The sequence below is a fragment of the Pseudomonas koreensis genome, assembly GCF_036668835.1.
Classification (GTDB): Bacteria; Pseudomonadota; Gammaproteobacteria; order Pseudomonadales; family Pseudomonadaceae; genus Aquipseudomonas; species Aquipseudomonas koreensis_I.
The window spans coordinates 117,424-138,014 of record NZ_JAZEVW010000001.1 but is presented as its reverse complement, the minus strand read 5'-3'; the positions used below and the strand labels follow the sequence as shown (position 1 = coordinate 138,014).

The window sequence follows — 20,591 nt, the reverse complement described above, 5'->3', positions numbered from 1 at the left end:
AGATCGATCATTCACTGGTAAGGGCCGTGACCGGGTCAAGCCGGGCAGCTTTGCGGGCCGGCATGAAGCCGAAGACGACACCGGTCACCAGGGCGCAGGCAAACGCGCCGAGCACCGCCAGCAACGAGAAAGCGACGGCGACTTCACTGAGAATCAGCGCACCACCGACGATCAGCGCCAGGGCGATCCCGGCGATACCGCCGACCACCGAAAGCATCACCGCCTCGGTGAGGAACTGGCGCAGGATGTCGCGTTGGCGCGCACCGGTGGCCATGCGGATACCGATCTCGCGGGTGCGTTCGCGCACGGTCATCAGCATGATGTTCATCACACCGATACCGCCGACCAGCAGCGAAATCGCCGCAATCGAACCGAGCATCAGCGACAGAGTGTTCTGCGTGCGCGCTTCGGCCTGGATCATCGCGGCATTGTTGGTCAGTTCGAAATCTTTCTTGCCGTTGTGCAGTTGCAGCATCAATTGCTCGATGGCCTGCTCGGCGTCCTTGACCTTGCCTGCGTCGGTGGCAGCAATGGCGACGTATTCCGGGTCACGCGTGCCGAACAGCCGCACGCTCGCTGCGGAGTAGGGGATGGCGATGCGGTTGTCGCTGTCGGAATCGCCGGAGCTGGCGCCTTTTTCCGCGAGCACGCCGACCACCTGAAACGGTACGTTTTCGATCAGGATGTACTGGCCGATCGGGTTGGCGATGTCCTTGAGCAGCTTGCTCCGTACCTTGTGGCCGATCACCGCGACGGCGGCCGCGTTGGCTTCGTCGGCCTCGGTGAAGTAGCTGCCTTGCACCACCGGCCAGTTGAAAATCGCCGGGAAGTGGGTGTCATTGCCGCCGACGTAACTCAAATGGTCGGCATTGCCGAAGCGTACGCCGGCCTCGGCGCCATTGACCGGCATGATTCTTTGCACTTGCGGCAGGCTCGCCAGCGCCTGCACATCATCAAGGGTGACGATCCCAGGCGGCGTGCGCGGATTGGGCGCCGAGCCGCTGAGGTAAATGATGTTCGAGCCGAATGCGCCCATCTGTGCCATGACCTGGCGCTTGCTGCCTTCGCCGACGGCGAGCATCACCACCACCGAGGCCACGCCGATGATGATTCCGAGCAGGGTCAGTGCGGTGCGGAAACGGTTGATCCACATCACCCGCCATGCCGCGTGCAGGGCGTCGACCAGTTCGCCTTTCCACGCGCCGGTGGCTTCGGCGCCTTCGCTCAGGCGCTTGCGCAGGTCGACCGCTTGCAAGGCGCCGGGGTTGGCGCTGGTCTGGGCTTCGGGGTTGTCCCTTGCGCTGTCACTGATGATCAGGCCGTCACTGATTTCGATGATGCGCTTGGCCCGCGCTGCCACTTCGCGGTCGTGGGTGATAAGAATTACCACATGGCCCTGACTCGCCAGCTCGTCGAGCAGGGCCATGACCTCTTTGCCGCTGTGGCTGTCGAGAGCGCCGGTCGGTTCGTCGGCGAGAATGATGTGGCCGCCGTTCATCAAGGCGCGAGCGATCGACACCCGTTGCTGCTGTCCACCTGAAAGCTGATGCGGACGGTTGCCGGTGCGCGAGGCCAGACCGAGACGGTCGAGCAGGGCGGCAGCGCGGGTATGACGTTCGGCGGCCGGGGTGCCGGCATAGATCGCTGGCATCTCGACGTTTTCCTGGGCCGAGCCGGACGCAATCAGATGGTAGCCCTGAAACACGAAACCGAACGCTTCACGGCGTAGCCAGGCCAGTTCATCGCTGTCCAGACCGGCGACGTTTTCTCCGGCGAAACGGTATTCGCCGCAAGTCGGCCGGTCGAGGCAGCCGAGGATATTCATCAGCGTCGATTTGCCGGAGCCGGACGCGCCGACAATCGCCACGAATTCGCCGGCATGGATCGACAGATCAATGCCGCGCAGCACGTGCACTTGCGGTGCGTCGCCGCCGCCATAGGATTTGCGGATGTCCTGCAGGTCGATCAGGGGCGTTTGCATTCAACCCCCACTGCCGCTGGCCGGGCCGATCAGCAGATGATCACCTTCGTTGAGGCCGTCGAGAATCTGCACCTTGAGCCTGTCACTGATGCCGGTGCGCACTTTACGGCGTTCGATCTTGCCGTTGGCGGCGACCACCTGCGCGGTCTGCCGATCGGCCTTGCTGCTGCCTTGCAGGGCAGCCACCGGCGCGGTGAGTACGTCTTTGGCCTGATCGGCGACAAAGAACACCTGGGTGGTCATCTCCGCCATCAGGGCGTTGTCGGCGTTATCGACATCCAGCAGCACGGTGTAAAGCACCACCCGGGCGCTGCCGCTTTTGCTGCTGCTGGCCGGGCTGCCACCGCCCTGACTGGTTTGATCCAGCGGTTTGGGTGGCACAGGCAGGATTTGCCGCACAGTGCTGCTCCAACGGCGATTGCCGCCGCTGAGCGTGGTGAAGTACGCGGTCATGCCCGGTTTGACGTGACCGATATCCGCTTCCGAGACTTCGGCCCACACGGTCATCGGCGACAGCTTGGCGATGCGCAAAATCAAAGGCGTCTGTTGCTGGGCATTGAGGGTCTGGCCTTCGCGTGCGTCGAGGGCGACCACGGTGCCGGCCATCGGCGCGTAGATCTGCGTGTAGCCGAGTTCGGCCTGATCGCTGCGCAGGCTGGCTTGTGCCTGACGGATCTGCGCCTGGAACATGTCAATGCGCGCTTGCGTGGCTTTCAGTTCGGCCCGGGCGGTCTGCACGTCTTCTTCGCGAGTCGCGCCGCCAGCCGCGAGATTCTGCTGGCGCTGGTATTTCTGCTGCGCCAGTTCGTGCTGGGCGCGCTGTTCCTGCCATTGCGCCTTGAGGTTTTCGATCGAGAAACGCCCGGCGTCGAGTTTGGCTTTCTGCGTCGACGGATCGATTTCCACCAGCAACTGGCCTTCCTTGACCACGTCACCGACCTCAACGTGGATTTTTTGTATCTGTCCGGAAGCCTGCGCACCGACGTCCACATAACGACGCGGTTGCAGGGTGCCGAGGGCAGTAACGCTGCTTTCTATGTCGCCACGCGACACTTGCACGGTGGCAAATTTTTCCCGACCCGGTGGCAGCATCTGCCACGCGGCATAACCGACAACCGGGATCAGACAAAGGACTACGAGCAGGGCGCGTCGGGCAGGGCGGGGACGTTTCATGCAGGGTTCCGGCCAGTGGAAATCGGCCCGTCGTCCGGCTGGCACACAGGTGGGGCCGTATCGAACGCTGTCACGGGGCGCGACAGACACGGGAAGCTGTCCTGTAAACGTGGCAAGGGCAGGGGAATTTAAGCGGGGACATACAAAGTTACAGCTATAGAACCGCACTATTTGTCGGTCAAGGCCAAACACTACTTTAAATCTATATGAGAATTACTATAAATTACGCCCCTCAAGTTGCCACTATCTTGCTACTGCCGTTTGCGGCATCGCCGATCAGTGCGCTCAAGGACAGAAACCGCAGATTTGCGGGCGGGAGTCATGTTGGAAAACTACTATCGAGAGCTGGTGTGTTTCCTGAACGCCAAGCTCGGCAACCGTCAGGTCGCCGAAGATGTGGTGCATGACGCTTATCTGCGGGTGCTCGAACGTTCCAGCGAAACCCCGATCGAACAACCCCGCGCGTTTCTCTACCGCACTGCGTTGAACCTGGTCATCGACGACCATCGGCGCAATGCCCTGCGCCAGGTCGAGCCACTGGAAGTGCTCGACAACGAAGAGCGCTATTTCACCCCGTCGCCGCACAGCACCCTCGACCACGGTCAGCGCCTGGACATGCTGCAGCGCGCCCTGGGCGAATTGTCGCCGCTGTGCCGCGACAGTTTTCTGCTGCGCAAGATCGAAGGTCTGTCGCACCCGGAAATCGCCGAGCAATTGGGCATTTCCAAGGCACTGGTGGAAAAACACATCGTCAACGCGATGAAGCATTGCCGCCAGCGGATCAAGCAATGGGATGCCCATTGAGCCGGCGCCGTTAAATTTTATTTCCCTGTCCTCGTTCCTACTCAACAGACGACCTGCTGTCCTGCTCAAGGCCAGTCGGGTCACTTAGGCTCTCCTTGCCCCTTGTTGAGGGGTTCATCCAGAGGACACTGGAAATGACTCAGGCAATTGCATCGCCCATCGTTCACGACCTGATCGGCGTCGGTTTCGGCCCTTCGAACCTGGCGCTGGCCATCGCTCTGCAAGAGCGCGGCCCGACCCACGGCGAGCTGGATGTGCTGTTCCTCGACAAGCAGGCCGATTACAGCTGGCACGGCAACACCCTGTCGACCCAGAGCGAATTGCAGATTTCCTTCCTCAAGGACCTGGTGACCCTGCGCAATCCGACCAGTCCCTATTCGTTCGTCAACTACCTGAAGTATCACGGCCGTCTGGTCGATTTCATTAACCTCGGCACCTTCTACCCATGCCGAATGGAGTACAACGACTACCTGCGCTGGGTCGCCGGGCAGTTCACCGCGCAGAGCCGTTATGGCGAAGAGGTGCTGACCATCGAACCGGTGCTGCACAACCAGCAGGTTGAAGCGTTGCGGGTAATTTCCCGGGGCAGCGACGGCCAGCAATTTGTGCGCACCACGCGTTCGGTGGTGGTCAGTGCCGGCGGTACCCCGCGTATTCCCGAGGCGTTCAAGGCGCTGAAGGGCGATCGCCGGGTTTTCCACCACTCGCAGTACCTGTCGCAAATGGCCAGACAACCGTGCGTCAACAACCAGCCGATGAGCATCGCCATCATTGGGGGCGGGCAGAGCGCGGCGGAAGCGTTCATCGATCTCAATGATTCATTCCCTTCGGTGCAGGTCGACATGATCCTGCGCGGCTCGGCGTTGAAGCCGGCGGACGACAGCCCGTTCGTCAACGAAGTGTTTTCGCCGGAATTCACCGACCTGGTGTTCCAGCAGAACAGCGCCGAGCGCGAGCGTCTGGTCAACGAGTATCACAACACCAACTATTCGGTGGTCGACATCGACCTGATCGAACGCATCTACGGCATCTTCTATCGCCAGAAGGTTTCCGGGATCGCCCGGCATGCCTTCCGCACCCTGACCACCGTCGAGAGCGCCACCGCGACTGGCAACGGTGTCGAACTGGCGGTGCGCAACAACGCCACCGGCGAAGTCACCGTGCGGCATTACGATGCGGTGGTGCTGGCCACCGGTTACGAGCGGCAGATGCATCGCAAACTGTTGGCGCCGCTGGAAGAGTATCTGGGCGAGTTCGAGGTTGACCGCAATTACAAGCTGATCACCGACGAGCGCTGCAAGGCCGGCATCTACATGCAGGGCTTTTGCCAGGCCAGCCATGGCCTGAGCGACACCTTGCTGTCGGTGCTGCCGATCCGCGCGGATGAAATCGCCGGTTCGCTGTATGAGCATGGCAGACACCGTGGGCAGCGCTCGGTGGCGGATCTGCTGTTGGCGACGGCCAGCTGAATCGGTATTGCCTGATACAGCGCTTTCGCGAGCAGGCTCGCTCCCACATTTGCCCTGTGTACAGAGCCATTGTGGGAGCGAGCCTGCTCGCGAAGGCGGCGTGGCAGACACTTCAGAATTTGAATCCTGAACCCTTCCTGAACATCCCTTACATCCCTTCCTTTCGCCGTTTACTCCCGACATATCCGGGGCGTAAGCTCCACGCGTTTTCATCAATAGCGGAGACCCACAGTGGGTACTTGTTCGAGTGACAGTTGTCGGCCGGTCTCGGTAACCGGCAGATGCTCGGCAAGATAACGCGCAGCCTTTCCCTGCCGTTGTCTCGCCGTAACAGCGAGCAGCGGCATCCCGTGCATGGCCCGTCCAGGGCATGCCTTGACGTCCCTCTCATCGACGCTGAACAGAGCGTGATTACGACTGCACCGTCGTGATCGCAGCCCTATCGACACGCCTGTCTTTTTGACCGGCGCGCCACGCCTTGCCGTGCCGGTTTTTCCGGCGGCTGCGGTGCGCTCGTACCTGCTTGACGGTTTCCCGGCTGACCACAGGGGCAACAGCCATGAAACTCACGCTCAAGGAATTTTTCGCAGGCTTCCTGCGCAACCGCCACATCGCCCGGCACTTCCGTCGTCTGGCGCTGCTGGAATCGCTCAACGACAGCACGGTCAGCCGTGAAGTCCCACCGAGCCTGGCCAGCACGCTGGCCGCTGCCGCGTATTGCGACAGCAGCGAATTGTTGTCATCGCTAGGCAGCCATTGCGAAGGCCTGCGCGATGTTGACGTCGACGCACTGCGCGCGCAACACGGCCTCAACGAAGTCGAGCACGAGCAACCGCTGCCAGGGTGGACGCACTTGTGGCACTGCTACAAAAACCCGTTCAACCTGCTGCTGACCTTGTTGGCGCTGATCTCGTGGCTGACCGAAGACTTGAAGGCCGCCGTGGTGATTTTTTCCATGGTGGTGCTGTCGACGCTGCTGCGCTTCTGGCAGGAAAGCAAATCCAACCAGGCCGCCGACGCGCTCAAGGCCATGGTCAGCAACACCGCCACGGTGCTGCGCCGTGAAGCGCCGCGCCGCGAATTGCCGATCAGGCAACTGGTGCCGGGCGAACTGATCGTGCTGTCGGCAGGCGACATGATTCCCGCCGATTGCCGGGTGCTCAGCGCCAAGGATTTGTTCGTCAGCCAGGCGGCGATGACCGGTGAATCGATGCCGGTGGAAAAATTCCCGCGCCAGGTCGACCGTGATACGCGCAATCCGTTGGAGCTGGACAACATTCTGTTCATGGGCACCAACGTCGTGTCCGGCACTGCCGTGGCGGTGATCCTCACCACCGGCAACCACACCTGTTTCGGCGCGCTGGCGCAGCGGGTCGGGGCGACTGATCGGGCGGTGACCTCGTTCCAGCAAGGGGTCAACAAGGTCAGTTGGTTGTTGATCCGCTTCATGTTCGTCATGGCGCCGCTGGTGCTGTTCATCAACGGCTTCACCAAAGGCGACTGGACCGAAGCGCTGCTGTTCGCACTGTCGATCGCGGTCGGCCTGACCCCGGAAATGCTGCCGATGATCGTCACCTCGACCCTGGCCAAAGGCGCGGTATTTCTGTCGCGCAAGAAAGTCATCGTCAAGCGCCTCGACGCGATCCAGAACTTCGGCGCCATGGACGTGCTGTGCACCGACAAGACCGGCACCCTGACCCAGGACAAGATATTCCTCGCGCGCAATGTCGACGTCTGGGGCGAAGACTCCGACGACGTGCTGGAAATGGCCTACCTCAACAGCTACTACCAGACCGGCCTGAAAAACCTGCTCGACGTGGCGGTGCTGGAGCACGTGGAAATCCGCCGAGAATTGAAAGTCGGCACAACGTTTCGCAAGGTCGATGAAATCCCGTTCGACTTCAATCGCCGGCGCATGTCGGTGGTGGTCGAAGGCCGTGGCCAGCCACATCAATTGATCTGCAAAGGCGCAGTGGAGGAGGTGTTGGCGGTGTGCAGCCGGGTGCGCCACGGCGAATTGGATGAAGCCTTGAGCGATGAGCTGCTGAGCCGGATTCGTCAGGTCACTGCAGCGTTCAACGCTGAAGGCTTGCGCGTGGTGGCGGTGGCGGCTCGCTCAATGCCAGAAGGTCGCGACGTCTACAGCCTTGCCGATGAACAGAACCTGACGCTGATCGGTTATGTGGCGTTCCTCGATCCACCCAAGGAAAGTACGGCGCCAGCGCTCAAGGCTCTGGCCGCACATGGCGTGGCGGTGAAAGTGCTGACCGGTGACAACGAACGGGTGACCGCGAAGATCTGCCGCGAAGTCGGCCTCGCTCAGCAAGGCCTGCTGATGGGCAACGATATCGAGCGCATGAGCGATGCCGAACTGGCCGTAGCGGTGGAGCAGACCAACGTCTTCGCCAGACTGACGCCGTCGCACAAGGAACGCATCGTGCGCCTCCTCAAAGGCAACGGCCATGTGGTCGGCTTCATGGGTGACGGCATCAACGATGCGCCGGCGCTGCGCACTGCCGATATCGGGATTTCCGTCGACAGCGCTGTGGACATCGCCAAGGAAGCAGCCGACATCATTCTTCTGGAAAAAAGCCTGATCGTGCTGGAGGAGGGCGTGCTCGAAGGGCGGCGCACCTTCGCCAACATGCTCAAGTACATCAAGATGACCGCCAGCTCCAACTTCGGCAACGTGTTCTCGGTGCTCGTGGCCAGTGCGTTCATTCCGTTCCTGCCGATGCTGCCGATGCACCTGCTGGTGCAAAACCTGCTTTACGACATTTCGCAGATTGCCATTCCGTTCGATAACGTCGATGAGGAGATGCTCAAACAACCGCAGCGCTGGCAGCCAGGTGACGTTGGGCGGTTCATGTTGTTTTTTGGCCCGATCAGTTCGATTTTCGACATCACCACGTTCGCGCTGATGTGGTACGTGTTCGATGCCAACACGCCGGATCACCAGACCCTGTTTCAGTCTGGCTGGTTTGTGGTCGGGCTGCTGACCCAGACGCTGATCGTGCACATGATTCGCACGCCGAAGATTCCGTTTTTGCAAAGCCGTGCTGCGATGCCGCTGCTGGTGATGACCGGGATTATCATGGCGGTCGGGATTTTTCTGCCGATGGGGCCGTTGGCGCATTACTTCAAGTTGCAGGCGCTGCCGTCGTTGTACTTTGTGTTTTTGCCGGTGATTTTGCTGGCGTATATGGGGCTGACTCAGGCTGTGAAGGGCTTTTATGTTCGGCGGTTTGGCTGGCAATGATTGTTCAGTGCTGTGTTGGTTTTTTGGGTACATATCCGTTGCTGCTGTAACGGCTTCTTAGGGTTTCGCCCTTACGGCGAGGCACTTTTTCCAGACGCCGAAAAAGTACCCAAAAAGGCTTGCTCCTGCGTCCGGCCCCTCGCGAGCTCGGGGTCCCTTCGCTCCGGGACCGATCCGGGCGCAGCGGCTACGGTTTGCTTCGCTGCACCTCCTTGCGCTGTGTCTGGCTGCGCCAGACGGTCGCTGCGCTCCCACGCCCGGATCAATCCCTGCGCTCAGCCTTCCGATGTCGCTGGTTAGGCAAGATCAAGATCAAGGGCACTCGAGCTAACGCTCATTGTTGAGTGGTTAGAAGCGGGGGGGTGGCTTTGGATCTGTGGTGTATTCGCCCCTCACCCCAGCCCTCTCCCGAGGGAGAGGGAGCCGATCTTTGGGCTTTTCAAATTTTGTGTTCGACTCGGTATCTCAGGTGGCGTACCTCGCCCAAACACCCCGGTCAGTCCCCTCTCCCTCCGGGAGAGGGCTAGGGTGAGGGGCTTTTGACGTTGCTTTTGATTTTCAGTCCTCCGTGAAGGCGCAACCCCAAGCGGCAGTTATTGCAGTGTCGAACATGTACTAAAAACACCGCCTGAAACAAAGCCATCGCGAGCAGATCCACACAAGAGCGGTGCAATCATCAGGCCGAGTGTCAGCTCGCCTGCTTTTGATCTTGCCTCACCGGCGACGTCGGGAGGCTGAGTGGAGGGATTGATCCGGGGGTGGGAGCGCAGCGACCGTCTGGCGCAGCCAGACACAGCGGAAGGAGGTGCAGCGCAGCAAACCGTAGCCGCTGCGCCCGGAGCGGTCCCGCAGCGAAGGGACCCGAGCTTGCGAGGGCCGTACGTAGGAGCAAGCCTTTTGGGTTACCTTTTTGGCGTTTGAAAAAGGTTACCCGCCGTAAGTGCGGAACCCTAAGCGGCCGTGACCGCAGCAACGGATATGTACACGGAACAAAAAACCATCGCGAGCAGGCTCGCTCCCACAAAGGAAGCGAATGCAGCGCTGAGAATTGTCCTACACAGCAGCAAGAAAGAACTTACATTTTCCACCTTGGGGCTCGACCACTATGCGTTCCGGAGCAGAGATGCCCGGCGTCCCGATCACTCGATGCGCGAACACGACCAGGCAACCGGCAACTGGCCAGTCCGGCAAGGAACCGCCGGAAAACGGGGAAGCCAGCCGTTGCACCGTCAAGCGCATCAATGCTCGGGAAAGCCCGGCCGCTGGGCCGAACACATAACTATCCCAAGAGATGTAAAACATGAAAAAGCTCGTCGCTGTTACCGCTGCTACCGTTGTCATGGGTCTTGCTTCTTTCGCCAACGCGGCGACGCCGGCTACCGGCAACCCGGGCACCGTGCGTTTCATCGGTGAAATCGTTTCCGGCGCCTGCGGTATCGACGCCAACTCGCTGGACCAGACCGTTTCCCTGGGTCAGGTGCCGTCGAACCAGTTCACCGCTGTCGGCAGCCGCTCGACTCCGGTCAAGTTCGACATCGTCCTGACCGACTGTGACACCACCACCCAGAAGAACGCCCGTTTCACCTTCAGCGGTGTGCAGGACCCAGCCGTTCCAGCGTTGTTCGCCACCACCGGTCTGGCGCAGAACGTCGGCATCCGTCTGCAGGCCAGCGCCGGCGAAATGCTCGACAACGGCAAAGAGCAGGTCGCGCCGGTGGTGCTGCAGGACGGCAACAACACCGTGACCTTCGCCGCCATGTACGAAGCCACCGCGGCCACCGTCACCACCGGTGAAGCCGACAGCGTGGCCAACTTCACCGTGGCCTACAACTGATCCGCCACCCTCGCGGGTTGTAAGGAAAAGGGGTGAAAGCCCCTTTTTTCTTTTCCGTCAAAGTTCTGATAAAGGCTCATTCCCGTGTACGGCCGAACACTTTTCGTGTCCTGCGTGTTGATCTCCTGTGCGCGCTATTCAAGCGCCGTTGAGTTCAATTCGGAGTTTCTGAATATCGATAAAAACGACGATATCAGCCTCGGACAGTTTGCCCATGCGCAATACACCGTGCCGGGCCGTTACTTGCTCGATATCAGCGTGAATCAGCGTTATTTCGGCTCGCGCACGATTGAGTTCATGGCCGGCGACAAGGCCGATGAAAGCTTCGCCTGCTTGCCCGAGGAGCTGGTGGCAACCTTCGGTCTCAAGCCTGAATTGATGAAAAACCTGCCGCGTCTCGCGGACGGTCAATGCGTGGACCTGCGCGGCATCGACAACGCCGCGATCAAATACTTGAAAAATCTGGGGCGTTTGTCGATCAGCCTGCCGCAGGCGACGTTCGAATACGACGACCCCAGCTACATCCCGCCCGCCGCCTGGAGTGACGGGCTCAACGGTGCGTTGCTTGATTACCGCGTGATCGCCAACAGCCGTGAAAGCACTGGCCCGTCCGGCGATTCACGGTCGTTGCAGAGTTACGGCACCGCCGGCGTCAACCTCGATGCCTGGCGCATCCGCGCCGATTATCAGGCGCGTCAGGAGTCGGGCAGCCAGAGCCAGAATCTGCACGGCGAGGCGTTCCAGTTGAACCGCTTGTACGCCTATCGTGCATTGCCTTCGATCCGTTCGAAGCTGTCGGTCGGTGAGGATTACCTGAACTCCGACGTGTTCGATACGTTCGCTCTGCGTGGCGCGACGCTGAGCAGCGATGACCGCATGTTGCCGCCGAACCTGCGCGGTTACGCGCCGCTGATCAGCGGTGTGGCACGCACCAACGCCACGGTCACGGTGTCGCAGCAGGGCCGCGTGTTGTACTCGACCACGGTGACGCCCGGCGCGTTCAGCCTGCAGGACCTCAACAGCAGCGTCCAGGGCACGCTGGACGTGACCGTGCGTGAAGAGGACGGCACCGAGCAAACCTTCACTGTCGCCACCGCCGCCGTGCCGTTTCTGTCGCGCGAAGGCGAGTTGCGTTACAAGGTCTCCGCCGGCCAGCCACGCCTGACTGGCAATGGCGGCTCCGAGCCGCAGTTCATCGCTTCGGAAGCCGCTTACGGTCTGGCCCGTGACTGGACGCTGTACGGCGGTCTGCTCGCCGCCTCGGGGTACCAGTCGAATGCGTTCGGTATCGGCAAGGACCTCGGCGTGTTCGGCGCGCTCTCTGGCGACGTCACCACCTCCCGCGCCAAATTGCGCTGGAGCGATAAAACCGTGGTCGGCAACTCCTACCGGATCAACTATTCCAAGCGCTTCGACGCGATCGGCACCGACCTGCGCTTTCTGGGCTATCGCTTTTCCGACAAGACTTTCACCAACTTTTCGCAGTTTGTCGGTGACGTCGATTCCTACGCGCTGAACTCCGGCAAGCAACGCTATTCGGTGACGGTGGCCAAGCATTTTCCCTGGCTGTCGACGAGTTTTTCCTACGACCATTCGACCTATTGGGATGCGCCGGCGGCCGATCGTTTTGGCCTGACCGTCGCGCGCAGTTTCTCGCTGGGCAACGTCAAGAACATCAACGTCAACGTTTCCGCCTACCAGACCCAGAACAGCCGGCAGAACGACTCGCAGATCTACCTCGGCGTGACCGTACCACTGGGCGGCAACTCGATGCTCTCAAGCAACGTGCAGCGCTCGGGATCGGGTGGCTCCTCGGGCAGTGTCGGCTACAGCCATGACGATGGCGAAGGCATGAACTATCAGGTGTACGGCGGCGTCGGCGACAACCGCTACGTCAACGCCTATGTCGGAAAACGTGCGTCGAGCTACCGCGCCAACGTCTCGGCGTCCACCGATGGCAGCACTTACCGCTCGTTGACCGGGGAAGTCGACAGTTCGCTGGTTGCCACTCGCTATGGCGTCTCGGCCCACGGCAATGGCAGCAACGGCGACACGCGCCTGCTGGTGTCCACTGACGGCGTGCCGGACGTGGCCTTCAGCGGCCAGACCCGCACCAACCGCGACGGTTACGCAGTGATGGATGGCTTGCCGTCGTTTCAGGCCTACGAAGCGCGGGTCAATGTCGAAAAGCTGCCGCTCAACACCGAAGTCTCCAACCCGATCCAGCGCCTGGCGCTGACCGAGGGCGCCATCGGCTATGTAAATTTTTCCACGGGGCAGGGCCACAACGCGTTCGTTGTGTTGAGCCGCCGCGACGGTAAACCGGTGCCGTTCGGCGCCTCGGTGCAAGACAAGAACACCAACAAGGAGGTGGGCATCGTCGGTGAGGCGGGCGTCACTTATCTGTTGGGCATCAAGGCAGGGGCTGAACTGGTAGCGCGTTGGGATGACGCCGGCCAATGCAGTCTGGCCAAACTCCCTGAGCAGGACGTGCTGACCAACGTCGCCACGCCCGCTCAGTGTCTGTAATTGCGTCACTCAACGAATCCGGAGTCAGCATGTCCCGTTCAACTTTGTCTATTGCTCAACGTCTGTTACTCGCAGGCAGCCTGTGCCTGCCCATCCTCGCCAGCGCCGCGGTGGTGCCGGATCGCACCCGCGTGGTGTTCGAAGAGAGCGCGCCCTCGGTCAGCGTTACGGTCAGCAACAAGAACCCGCAGTTGCCGTTCATCGTGCAGTCGTGGATCGAAAACGAGAGCGGCGTGAAAGTCACCTCGCCGTTCATGGTCTTGCCACCGTTGCAGCGCATCGAACCGAATGAAAGCAGCGTGCTGCGCATCGTCAAATTGCCCGAGCTGGCGCTACCGACCGATCGCGAATCGGTGTTCTACCTGAACATCCGCGAGATCCCGCCGAAAACCCAGGCGGTCAATTCGATGCAGATTGCGCTGCAGTCGAAAATCAAATTGTTCTACCGCCCGGCCGCGGTGAAACGCGAGCGCGGCGAGGACTTTGCCCTGGGCTTGACGTTGAAAATCGACCCGGCGGCGAAACAGCTGATCGTCGATAACCCGACGCCATTTCACATCACCGTGGTCGGTCTGCTCACCGGCCCGGAAAAAACCAAAATGCCGATCGACACGGTGATGATCGCCCCACGCGGCAGCGCTCGGATCGCCTTGAGCAACACCGCGTTCACCACGTTGCGGGTGTCGAACATGAACGATTTCGGCGGTCAGACCGACACCTTGTTCAATTGCGCGGCGAACCTCTGTCAGGGCGTCAAGCCATGAAGCCGTGGCGCGCTCTGAGCCGCCTGGTCCTCGCGGCGAGCCTGCTGACGGTGTCGCAGTTCGCCTCGGCGATGATCTGCAAAGCCATGGACGGCAGCGACAGTCTGAGCGAATACATCGGCCCGGTGTCGGTGCCCGATACGGTGCCGGACGGCACGATCATCTGGCGCTCGAAAACCCATGTGGTTACGGCCGAGTGCTGGAAGAAGCTCGACCAGCACCGTGCCGAGGACGATCCGATCTACTTTTACGGCAACCCGGCCGGGCTCAATGCGACGCCATGGGGCATCGAATTCGGCCTGGTCTATCGCGGTGTAACGGCGTGGGACGGCGACTGGAGTTCCAACCCGACGCAGGGCGTGAACAGCGGTTTTACGTCGCCCGGTTGCCCAGATGCCGTTAGCGAAGCCGACATGCTCGCCTGTTCGAAAGTCACCCCGACGATTGCCTTTCAGGTGGTGATCCGCAAACGCGGTTTGCTGCCGCTGCAACGGCCCTCACAAGACACTTACGATGTGTTCCAGTTCGACGGCCTCTACGGCCTCAACGGCGGGCCGAGCAACCCGGACGGCAACTTTCGCTTTCGCTTGAGCGGCTTGCAGAACATCGTCGGCACCGCCTGTACGGTCGACGTCACGGTCACGCCTGAACCGGGCATCGTCGATTTCGGCGTGGTGCAGAAAACCCCCACGGGGTTTTCCCCGCCCAACCCGAGCAAACCCTTCAGCCTTGCACTGGAGAAGAAGTGCAGCAGCGCCATCAACATCGGCGCGACGCTGGTCACCGCCAATCAACAGGGCCTGTACAACATTCTGCCGGCGGCGGACAGCCAGTTCGGCATTCAGGTACGCGATGCGCGCAATAACCTGGTGCAGGTCAACGAGCCGTTTGCACTGGCGAATTTTCCCGCGGACGTCAGCCATATCGACGTGCCGTTCAGCGCTTCGCTGGTATCGCTTGGCGATCCCGAGGTCGGCCGGTTCGAGGCGATCATGGTGGTGCAGATCGTGTACTACTGACGGCGGCTCTCGCTGGGAAATTTCCTACACGGACGCAGGATAAGTCCTTCGTTCATCCCGGCCGTTGCAGGCCAATATCCCGTTCCCCGGGTCGATTGAGTGATGACAGGACAATGGCCTTTCCACGAATTCTGGTGCTGGAAAATCATGAATTTACCCGCAACGTGCTGGTCAGGATGCTGCATCGCCTGACAGTCCCCGATGTGTTGCACGCGCCGGATGCCGAGCAGGCGATGGTGCAGATGCACCTGCAGGGCGGGGTCGATATCGTTCTCTGCGACCTGACCGATCGTGGCCTCGATTGCCTGGAGTTCCTGCGTATGGCCAGCCACAGCGGCATGGTGCGCGCGGTGGTGCTGTGCAGCGAATTGTCGCCGGACCTGAGTCGCACCCTCGGGCAGATGGCCTCGCTGGCGGGTCTGCAGTTGCTCGGCGTGCTTAACCGGCCGATTCAGTTGCGCGCGCTGAACCGGCTGTTGCAGCGCTACAGCCGCGGCCGCTCGGTGCCAACCCTGGAACCGTTGAATACAACGTTGCCCAGCGAGGACGAAGTGCGTCGTGGCCTCGCCCTGGGTGAGTTCCGCGCCTGGTTCCAGCCGCAATTCAAACTGCACAGTGGCGAGGTCAGCGGGGTCGAGGCCTTGGTGCGCTGGGAGCATCCGGCCCGTGGCACGCTGTTGCCCTGCGATTTTCTCGCGGCGGTGCTGGCCTACGACCTGATCGACCAGATGTTCAAACACCTGCTCGAACAGGGCTTGAGCCTGCTGGGCATTCTGCGCCGTCGTGGCGTTGCGCTGGAGCTGTCATTCAACCTGCACGCATCCCAACTCAACGACTGCGCCTTGGTCGAGCACATCAAGCAGACGCTCGAGCAGCATGCTTTCAAGGGCTCGGTGCTGATGTTCGAGGTGGCGGAAAACGGTTTGCTCGACTGTCCCTGCGGGCTCCAGGAAAACCTGCTGCGCTTGCGCCTGCTGGGCTGCGGCTTGGCGGTGGATGACTTCGGCGTGGGTTTTTCCTCGCTGAAACTGCTGTGCCAGTTGCCGTTTACCCAGATCAAACTCGACGGACGCTTCGTGCAGAACCTCGACCGCCAGCGTAACCGCGCAATGGTCGCCAGTACCCGGGTCATGGCCCGTTCGCTGGGCATGGACCTGGTGATCGAAGGCGTCAGCGGGCCGAAGGTGCTCGAGCGTTTGCTGGAGCTGGAATGCGAAATGGGTCAGGGGTATTACCTGGCGCGGCCGATGAACGGGCATGACCTGCTCAAATGGCTCGAAGCGCCCTAGGCGTTGTGCTGATCTTGTACATTTTTTAAGTGTTGTCCAAGAAATTTCCTACACTCCAGTGGCGCTCGTGTATTTTCGACACGCGGATCGTCTGGGTTGCTGTTCAATCGCTGTGCCTGGTGTTGCCGATGCTGCACATCGACGTTTCTTACAGGAGTTTTTATGCTTAAAGCGATCATCGTGGACGACCATCCGTTCATCCGCTCTGCCGTCAAAATGCTGTTGAAGCAGGAAAACTTCGAAGTCGTCGCCGAGGCGGATAACGGTGCCGACGCGGTCCAGCAGGCCCGCGAGCACAATCCAGACCTGATCATTCTCGACATCGCCATGCCCAAGCTCGATGGCCTGGAAGTGATTTCGCGAATCAGCGCGCTGAACCTGCACTGCAAGATTCTCGTGCTGACTTCGCAGTCGGCGCAGTTCTATTCGATGCGCTGCATGAAAGCAGGGGCGGCGGGGTACATCTCCAAGACCAACGACCTGGACGAACTGGTCAAGGCGATCAAGGTGGTCATCGACGGCTATACCTTTTTTCCCAACCTGGCCAGCAGTTCGGTGCGTCGCAGCGATGCCCAGGCCACCGATCTGGAACTGATCCAGAGCCTGTCCGACCGTGAACTGACCATCCTCCAGCAGTTGGCCAAAGGCCTGAGCAACAAGGAGATCGGCGAAGCGATGCTGTTGAGCAACAAGACCGTCAGCACCTACAAGACGCGGCTGATCGAGAAACTCAACGTCAAGTCGGTGGTGTACCTCGCTGATTTTGCCAAGCGCAACAACCTGCTCTAGATGATGACTTTCTTCAGAAGCTGTGTGGCCGCTGTGGTGCTGTTCAGCGTGGTGGGGGTGGCACACGCGGCGCCGGCAGTGGCCCCGGACACGCTGAAAGTGCTCGGCCGCTCCGACGTCGGCGAATACGCGGTGTCGCTGGACGAGCCGGACTGGCGCTGGCTGCGCCGCAAGGGCACGCTGTTGCTCGGCGACAGCAGCCCGGACTATTCGCCGTTCGCGATTACCGGTAACGGCAACGAATATGAGGGCATGAGCGCCGATTATGCACAGCTGATCGGGCAACTGCTGCGGGTCAACGTCGAGGTGAGGCGCTATGCGTCGCGTGGCGATCTGTTGGCGGCCTTGAAGAACGGCGAAATCGATCTGATCGGCACCGCCAACGGTTTCGAGGCCGCCGATCCGGAGTTGGCAATCTCCTTGCCGTACGCCGACGACAATCCGAGCCTGGTCACGCGCATCGACGAAAGCCACAACCTGCCGCAAGACCTCGCCGGCAAACGCGTGGCGATGCTCTATCACTACCTGCCACCGGCGACGGTCAAGGCGTTTTATCCCAAGGCCGATGTGCAACTGTATCCGTCGACACTGGCCGCTATCGGTGCGGTGGCGTTCGGTCAGGCGGACGTCTATCTGGGCGATTTGCTCAGTTCCAATTACCTGATCAAGAAGAATTACCTTAACAACGTCCAGCTCAGCGACTTTTCGCGCATGGAAACCCAGCCGTTCAGCTTTGCGGTCAAGCGTGACAACGAACAGTTGTTGCGCGTGGTCGATGCGGCGCTGACGGTCATTCCCGTCGAGGAGCGCATGAGCATTCGCCGCCGGTGGAGCGTTGGCGGCGTGGCGATTCCGGGGCAGCACGTGCTGCATTTCAGTATCAAGGAACAGCAGTGGCTGGACCGCCATCCGCGGATCAAAGTGGCGATCAACGAGAATTTCCTGCCGCTGACCTTCGTCGACGAGGCCGGCAAGTTTCGCGGCATCAGTGCCGACGTACTGGCCAAGATCAGCCTGCGCACCGGTCTGCAATTCGACATGCAGCGCGTCGATTCGGTGGCCGATCTGATCAGGCAAGTCAGCAGCGGCAAGGCCGACATGCTCGCGGCGTTCACGCCGAGCAGCGAGCGCGAAGGCGAGCTGCGTTTTACCCGTCCGTACCTGATCAACCCGTTCGTGCTGGTCAGCCGCCGCGATGGCGAACCGCAGACACTCGATCAGATGGCCGGCGAGCGTCTGGCGCTGATCACCGGCAACGTTTTGCGTGAATACCTGGTCGAGCAGTTTCCGAATATTCAACTGGTGCCGGCCAACAATGCTGCCGATGCCATGGAGATGGTTGCGCAGGGCAAGGTCGACGGTGCGATCAACTCCTTGATCAGCGCGCGTTACATGATCTCGCGCCAGTACCGCGAGACCTTGCAGATCTCCAGTACGGTCGGCACCCAACCGGCACGTATCGCCCTGGCGACCAATCGCGGCGCGCTTGAGTTGTACTCGATTCTCGACAAGGCGCTGCTGAGCATCAGCCCGGAAGAAATGGACGAACTGACCAACCGCTGGCGCAGCGAAGTGGTGGTCGATGACAGTTACTGGCTGCGTAACCGCGGCATGATCATTCAAGGCTTCGTGATTGCCGGTGTGTTGCTGCTGGTGGCGTTTGGCTGGATCGCCTATCTGCGCCTGCTGATGCGCAAGCGTCGCCAAGCGGAAATGGCCTTGAACGACCAGATGGAATTCATGCGCGTGCTGATCGACGGCACGCCACACCCGATTTATGTGCGCGACCGTGAAGGCCGCCTGGTGATCTGCAACAGCGGCTACCTGCAAGTGTTTGGCACCGAGCGTGACGCGGTGATCGGCAAAACCGTGACCCAGGGCGTACTGAGCGATGCACCGCAGGCTCAGGCCTATCACGACGATTACCTGCGCGTGATGGCCGACGGGCAGCCGAGCATCCAGGACCGCAGCCTGACCCTGGCCGACGGCCGACAGCTGACGATCTATCACTGGATGCTGCCGTATCGCGGCAGCGATGGCGCGGTCAACGGCATGATCGCCGGCTGGATCGACGTCAGCGAACGTCAGCATTTATTGCAGGAACTGCAGATCGCCAAGGACAGTGCCGACGATGCCAACCGCGCCAAGACCACGTTCCTCGCTTCAATGAGCCACGAAATCCGCACGCCGATGAACGCCATCATCGGCATGCTTGAGCTGGCCATGAAAAAGGCCGATCAAGGCGTGACCGATCGTTTTGCCATTGAAGTCGCCTCGGGTGCGGCGCGCGGTCTGCTCGACCTGATTGGCGATATTCTCGACATCGCTCGCATCGAATCCGGGCGCCTGTCACTGGCGCCGCAGCGGGCCAATCTGCGTGAACTGGTCGAATCGGTGGTACGGATTTTCGAAGGTCTGGCGCGGCAGAAACAGCTGCGCCTGCAACTGGATGTGGACGCCCTGAGCAACGTCGATGTGCTGATCGATCCGCTGCGTTTCAAGCAAGTGCTGTCGAACCTGCTGAGCAATGCGATCAAGTTCACCGACGCCGGGCAGGTGCAACTGAGCGTGCATGTCGACCCTGGCAGTGAAGAACGTCTGGGCTTGTGTCTGCGCGTCAGCGACAGCGGTCGCGGGATTTCCCATGAGGATCAGGCGCAGCTGTTCAGCCCGTTTTCCCAGGCCGGCAACCACGGTCAGTCGGCGCGCAGCGGCTCCGGGCTCGGTCTGGTGATCAGCCGTACGTTGTGCGAAATGATGGGTGGCAGCATGACCTTGTCCAGCGAGCTGGGGCAGGGCACGCAGATCGAGGTGCGCCTGAATCTGCCGAGCCTCGATCCGCTGGAGATCGCCCCGGTCGCAGAAATCGAAACCGTAAACAGCCAGAACAGCCTGAACATTCTGGTGATCGACGATTATCCGGCCAACCGCTTGCTGTTGACGCAGCAACTCAATTATCTGGGTCATCGGGTCACAGATGCCGAGGACGGCGCGCACGGCTTGCGCGCCTGGCGCAATCAGCTGTTCGACGTGGTCATCACCGATTGCAACATGCCGATCATGAACGGCTATCAGTTGGCCCGCGCGATCCGTGATGAAGAAGCGGCGCGCGGCCAGCCACGCAGCCTGGTGCTGGGCTTCACCGCCAACGCGCTGGCCGAGGAAAAGCAACGTTGCGCCGAAGCCGGCATGGACGATTGTCTGTTCAAACCGATCAGCCTCAAGGACCTCAATCTGCGTCTGGCCGGCATCGTTGCGCAGCCGCCGACAGTGGCGGCAGTGCCGGACAGCGAACCGACGCCGGGTGACATCGATCTGGGCAGTCTCGAGCAGTTGACTCGCGGCGATCAGGACTCGATCAAGAGCCTGTTGAACGATCTGGCCACCAGCAACGCGCAGGACATGGCGAAGCTGCTGCGGCTGTTCAGCGAACATGACATTGCAGGGCTTAGCGACCTCGCGCACCGGGTCAAGGGCGGTGCGCGGATCATCAAGGCGCAATCACTGATTCAGGCCTGTGAAGCGCTGGAAAGCGCCAGTGAAGGGCTGGACACGCAAGTGCTGACCGAAGCCGTCGATACGTTGCAGCAGGCGATGGAGCACCTCTCGGAGCAGCTGGACGAGCATCTGACGTAACTGATTTTTTTGCCTGCCTGGCTTCAATCTTGCGAATTTTCCTAC

The 20,591-nt window shown here is 60.9% G+C and carries 12 protein-coding genes; 10 read left to right on the top strand and 2 right to left on the bottom strand.

The window, feature by feature from the left end:
- Positions 1-7 precede the first annotated feature (7 nt).
- Both V6F91_RS00625 and V6F91_RS00620 read right to left on the bottom strand, forming a co-directional pair.
- Positions 8-1,981: a MacB family efflux pump subunit gene (locus tag V6F91_RS00625; protein ID WP_332761560.1), complete on the bottom strand. Its 1,974-nt coding sequence runs from the start codon at positions 1,979-1,981 to the stop codon at positions 8-10.
- On the bottom strand, positions 1,982-3,154 hold the full coding sequence (locus tag V6F91_RS00620; protein ID WP_332761559.1) for an efflux RND transporter periplasmic adaptor subunit: 1,173 nt from the start codon (positions 3,152-3,154) through the stop codon (positions 1,982-1,984).
- Positions 3,155-3,475: 321 nt separating this feature from the next.
- Here V6F91_RS00620 and V6F91_RS00615 point away from each other — a divergent pair, with 321 nt between their 5' ends.
- From V6F91_RS00615 to V6F91_RS00570, 10 genes are all read left to right on the top strand, one after another.
- Positions 3,476-3,958 carry a sigma-70 family RNA polymerase sigma factor gene (locus V6F91_RS00615; protein ID WP_332761558.1) on the top strand — a complete coding sequence of 161 codons (483 nt, stop codon included), beginning with the start codon at positions 3,476-3,478 and terminating at the stop codon, positions 3,956-3,958.
- A gap of 134 nt (positions 3,959-4,092) precedes the next feature.
- Positions 4,093-5,427, top strand: coding sequence for a lysine N(6)-hydroxylase/L-ornithine N(5)-oxygenase family protein (locus tag V6F91_RS00610; protein ID WP_332761557.1), 1,335 nt, complete (start codon positions 4,093-4,095; stop codon positions 5,425-5,427).
- Between the two features lie 559 nt (positions 5,428-5,986).
- Complete coding sequence (gene mgtA / locus V6F91_RS00605) at positions 5,987-8,686, top strand: magnesium-translocating P-type ATPase (RefSeq protein WP_332761556.1); 2,700 nt, start codon at positions 5,987-5,989, stop codon at positions 8,684-8,686.
- Between the two features lie 1,300 nt (positions 8,687-9,986).
- The gene (locus tag V6F91_RS00600) at positions 9,987-10,520 is read left to right on the top strand and encodes a fimbrial protein (protein WP_332761555.1); all 534 of its coding nucleotides are present in this window, start codon (positions 9,987-9,989) and stop codon (positions 10,518-10,520) included.
- Between the two features lie 114 nt (positions 10,521-10,634).
- Positions 10,635-13,049: a fimbria/pilus outer membrane usher protein gene (locus V6F91_RS00595; RefSeq protein WP_332761554.1), complete on the top strand. Its 2,415-nt coding sequence runs from the start codon at positions 10,635-10,637 to the stop codon at positions 13,047-13,049.
- Positions 13,050-13,078: 29 nt separating this feature from the next.
- Positions 13,079-13,813, top strand: coding sequence for a molecular chaperone (locus tag V6F91_RS00590; RefSeq protein ID WP_332761553.1), 735 nt, complete (start codon positions 13,079-13,081; stop codon positions 13,811-13,813).
- A complete protein-coding gene (locus V6F91_RS00585) occupies positions 13,810-14,832 on the top strand; it encodes a fimbrial protein (protein WP_332761551.1) in 1,023 nt (340 codons plus the stop codon). The genes V6F91_RS00590 and V6F91_RS00585 overlap by 4 nt, the downstream gene beginning before the upstream one ends.
- Positions 14,833-14,945: 113 nt before the next feature.
- Positions 14,946-16,121, top strand: a complete 1,176-nt coding sequence (locus V6F91_RS00580; RefSeq protein ID WP_332761549.1) for an EAL domain-containing response regulator — start codon at positions 14,946-14,948, stop codon at positions 16,119-16,121.
- Positions 16,122-16,283: 162 nt separating this feature from the next.
- Positions 16,284-16,910: a response regulator transcription factor gene (locus V6F91_RS00575; protein WP_258449821.1), complete on the top strand. Its 627-nt coding sequence runs from the start codon at positions 16,284-16,286 to the stop codon at positions 16,908-16,910.
- The gene (locus V6F91_RS00570) at positions 16,911-20,546 is read left to right on the top strand and encodes a transporter substrate-binding domain-containing protein (RefSeq protein ID WP_423815301.1); all 3,636 of its coding nucleotides are present in this window, start codon (positions 16,911-16,913) and stop codon (positions 20,544-20,546) included.
- The last annotated feature ends 45 nt before the right edge of the window (positions 20,547-20,591 follow it).